Below are 3,691 nucleotides of genomic sequence, written 5' to 3' on the forward strand. Positions count from 1 at the left end.
GGTCGCGGCCGGCGAGACACGCATCGCCGAGGTCTACGTGGTGGCCGACGGCCCCGAGCCGGTCTCGCCCTGCGGCGGTTGCCGCCAGCGGCTGGCCGAGTTCGCGGCGCCGGAGGTCGTCGTGGTCATGGCCACCCTCGCGGGCGACGAGCGGCGGATGACCCTCGGCGCGCTCCTGCCCGGCGCCTTCGGGCCGGGCCACATGGCGGCCGACTGACGCCTGCTGCGCATCGGGGGCGTGCGTCGCGCCGGTGGTTTGCGCCGCGCGCGAGAGTGCGTATGGAGAGGACCGCACGCCACGAGGACCGCAGCCCATGACCCGACGCAGTATCCCCGAGACCCTCACGATCGTCGAACATCCGCTGGTGCAGCACAAGCTCACCCACATGCGGGAGAAGGCGACCTCCACCGCCGGCTTCCGCCGCCTGCTGCGCGAGATCAGCCAGCTTCTCGCCTACGAGGTGACGCGCCACCTCGCCCTGACCACGCAGCCGATCGACACGCCGCTCGGCGAGATGGACGCGCCCGTGCTCGCCGGCAAGAAGCTCGCGCTGATCTCGATCCTGCGCGCCGGCAACGGCCTGCTCGACGGGGTGCTGGAGCTGATCCCCTCGGCGCGCGTCGGATTCGTCGGGCTTTACCGCGACGAGGAGACGCTGCAGCCGGTGCAGTACTACTTCAAGGTGCCCGACGGGCTCGACGGGCGGCTGGTGATCGTCGTCGACCCGATGCTCGCCACGGGCAACTCGTCGGCCAAGGCGATCGATCTCCTGAAGGAGGCAGGCGCCCGCGACATCCGCTTCCTCTGCCTGCTCGCCGCGCCGGAGGGCGTCCAGCGCATGGCCGAGGCGCATCCGGACGTGCCGATCGTGACCGCCGCGCTCGACGAGCGGCTGGACGAGAACGGCTACATCGTGCCGGGCCTCGGGGACGCCGGCGATCGCATGTACGGCACAAAATAGAGCATCGCTGCGCTTTACTCGCGCGATATCCTGCGGCATCCTGCCCATGCATCTGTGGGGGATGACATGAATTCGACGACGATGAGTCCGCGCGGCGCCCTTCTGGCGTGTCTTCTCTGTGTCGGCCTTCCGGCCGGGGCGCAGACGCTGGACACCGCCGGCCCGCCGGCCGATTTTCCGCCCGGGAGCTACGAGGGCCGGCAGTTCGTGGACAGCCGAGGATGCGTCTACATCCGCGCCGGTGTCGACGGCAATGTGACCTGGGTGCCGCGGGTGAACCGCGACCGGGAACAGCTCTGCGGGTTCGAGCCGACCTTCGCCGATGCGTCCGAGCCCGAGGCCCCGGCGGACCGACAGGCGCCGGAGCGCGAGGAGCAGGTGGCCGAGGAGCAGGTGGCCGGCATCGGCATCGAGGCCGATGGCGCGGCGGAGGCCGAGACAGCGGCCGCGCCCGCGCCCGACGCCGACGCTGCCCCCGAGCCCGACGCCGACGCTGCCCCCGGGCGGGACGCGGATACCGCCCCCGCCACCTCTGTGAAACCCCGGGTGCCTGCTCGGACCGAGTCTGCATCTGCGCCACAGCAGCAGGCCGAGCCGCGCCCGCGCTTGCGGGCCGGGGCGCAGGGGGCTCCGGCCTCCGCTCTGCGGCCGAGCGGATCCGAGGAGGCCGACGCGCCGCCGGCTCCGGACGGGAGCGCCTGCCCGGAGGCGTCGCGGCTGTCGCAGCACTTCCTCGTCGCCGAGCCGCGCGAGCGGATCCGCTGCGGCCCGCAGGCCAAACCGCCCTACAGCTTCCGTGTGGTGACAGCCGCGGACGGGGCACGCCTGCCCGAGGGTGCGCGCGTCTACCGCTACGACCGAGGCGGCGCCCGGAACGAAGCGGGGAGGACAGCCGACCTGCGGGTTCTGCCGCGCCACCTCTGGCAGCCGCCCGAACCCGCCTCCGCCGCAGTGTCGGTGCCTGAGGGCTATGAACCCGCCTGGCAGGACGATCGGCTGAACCCGCGCCGGGCCGAGCAGACCCTCGATGGCCGCGCGCAGATGAATCTCATCTGGACGGATACCACCCCGCGTCGGCTGATCGACCGGGCGAGCGGCGAGGATGTGACCGCCGATCACCCGCGTCTCGTCTACCCGTTCACCGACATGCCGACGCAGCAGGCCTACATGTCGGCCAAGGACGAGGTCGAGGTTCAGGTCGCCTCGGACGGGCGCGTGCGCCTCCTGCGCAAGGAGGGGCAGGGCGACGCGGTGCGCGTCGACGCGCCCGCCGAAGGGACGGCCATGCAGGAGCCGGTGCGACTCGCCACGCGCTCGAACCCGCCGGAGGCACAGGCCCCGGCCGCGCGCCGCTTCGTGCAGGTGGGCACCTTCGGGCAGCCGGAGAACGCCGCGCGCACCGCCGACCGGCTCGGCGCGCTTGGGCTGCCCGTGCGGGTCGTGCGCGACGGAAAGCACCGCCTCGTGCTCGCGGGGCCGTTCGACACCCGCGCCGAGCTGCGCGGGGCGCTCGACGCGGCGCGGGGTGCAGGCTTCGCGGACGCCTTCGCCCGGAACTGACGCGGCGTTCCGTCAAGGGGCCGCCGTCGGCCATGGTTGCACCTTCGCCCCGGCGCCGGACTGCCGGTGGCGCGTGCGGTCCCCCCGGGCGTTACCTTGGACGCGGCGCGCCCGGACGGCTGCATCACTCCTCGCAGATGCCTTGCAGGCGCAGCCAGTCGGCGTCGCTGAGCGCCGGGCGCGGCGCTTGCACCGCGAAGGGGTCCGCCTCGATCAGCCCGAGCACCGTCTCGCCCGTGACGTCGCGCGCATAGGCATAGGGCCGCACGCTCAGCTCCGCCGCCTCGAAGGCGGCAAGCAAGGCCGCCTGCGGCACCGGCGCCGGGGGTCTTGTCAGAAGGTGCTCGGCATGGCGCCGCAGAAGGTCCGGCGACAGCCGGCCCGTCGTCAGCAGCCGGACGCTCGCCGCGACGCCGCCGGCCCGCACGAGAGCCGCGAGCGGATCCTCTTCCGTCTGCCGCACCGCCTCCGCCAGCACGAAGCCGGCGGGCACATCGGGGTCTTCGGGATCCTCGACGAGGGCGCGGTCAAGCAGGATGCGCCCGTCCGGCAGGCTCGCCGTGGCGACGGGGCCTTGGCGCAGCACGACGAGGCGCCCGGACGCCCCCGCATCCAGCACGCGGTCCGCGAGCGCCGCGAGCGCCGTGTCGCCCTCCGGCGTGTGGCAGGGCCGCCCCGCCAGTACGCGGATCTCGTCCATCAGCGCCTCCGAGACCTCGGTGCGCTTGGCCGGCGGCAGCACGCGCAGCGCGTGATCTTGCATCGCGCCGGGGAGCCAGGCCACTGCCGCCGCCGCGATGGCAGCAGCGGCCAGCAGCCCTCCCGCGGCGCGAAGCCGGCCGGCACGGGGACGGCGTCGCGCGACCGCGCGGCGCACCCGCTCGATGGCGTCGATCATGTCCGAGGCGATCTCACCGAGTTCCAGTTCCTCGCCCGTGTCCCCGTCGGGGTGATACAGCGCCGGCACCTCGCCCGGGTTGGCGCGGGCGACCGCCGCGAGCGACCAATGCGCGAGCGCCCGGTCCTGCATGTCCGAGATCGTCAGGCTCGCCTCGCCGAGCGAGACCACGACATCCCGACGCTGCGCGTCCGGCGCGGCGCGCCAGACGCCCGGCGCCTCGAGGCGGGCGTACTGCTCGAGGGCGGTCATGGGCGCACTGCTCTGCCTC

4 protein-coding genes are annotated in these 3,691 nt (G+C 73.9%); 3 read left to right on the plus strand and 1 reads right to left on the minus strand.

Annotated elements, in window-relative coordinates; all coding sequences use genetic code 11:
* The 3 genes from ACESL7_RS14245 to ACESL7_RS14255 all read left to right on the plus strand — a co-directional run.
* Positions 1-217: cytidine deaminase family protein (locus ACESL7_RS14245; protein WP_372893963.1), on the plus strand; the 217-nt coding region annotated here is incomplete at its 5' end.
* Between the two features lie 97 nt (positions 218-314).
* On the plus strand, positions 315-962 hold the full coding sequence (upp, locus tag ACESL7_RS14250) for a uracil phosphoribosyltransferase (RefSeq protein WP_372893964.1): 648 nt from the start codon (positions 315-317) through the stop codon (positions 960-962).
* 66 nt (positions 963-1,028) lie between these two features.
* Positions 1,029-2,522, plus strand: a complete 1,494-nt coding sequence (locus ACESL7_RS14255) for an SPOR domain-containing protein (RefSeq protein WP_372893965.1) — start codon at positions 1,029-1,031, stop codon at positions 2,520-2,522.
* A gap of 124 nt (positions 2,523-2,646) precedes the next feature.
* On the opposite strand, the gene ACESL7_RS14260 is transcribed toward ACESL7_RS14255, so the two are convergent.
* A partial coding sequence (locus ACESL7_RS14260) for a hypothetical protein (protein WP_372893966.1) occupies positions 2,647-3,691 on the minus strand: 1,045 nt, incomplete at its 5' end.

The organism is Rhodosalinus sp., from assembly GCF_041685465.1.
In the GTDB taxonomy this organism is placed as follows: Bacteria; Pseudomonadota; Alphaproteobacteria; order Rhodobacterales; family Rhodobacteraceae; genus Rhodosalinus.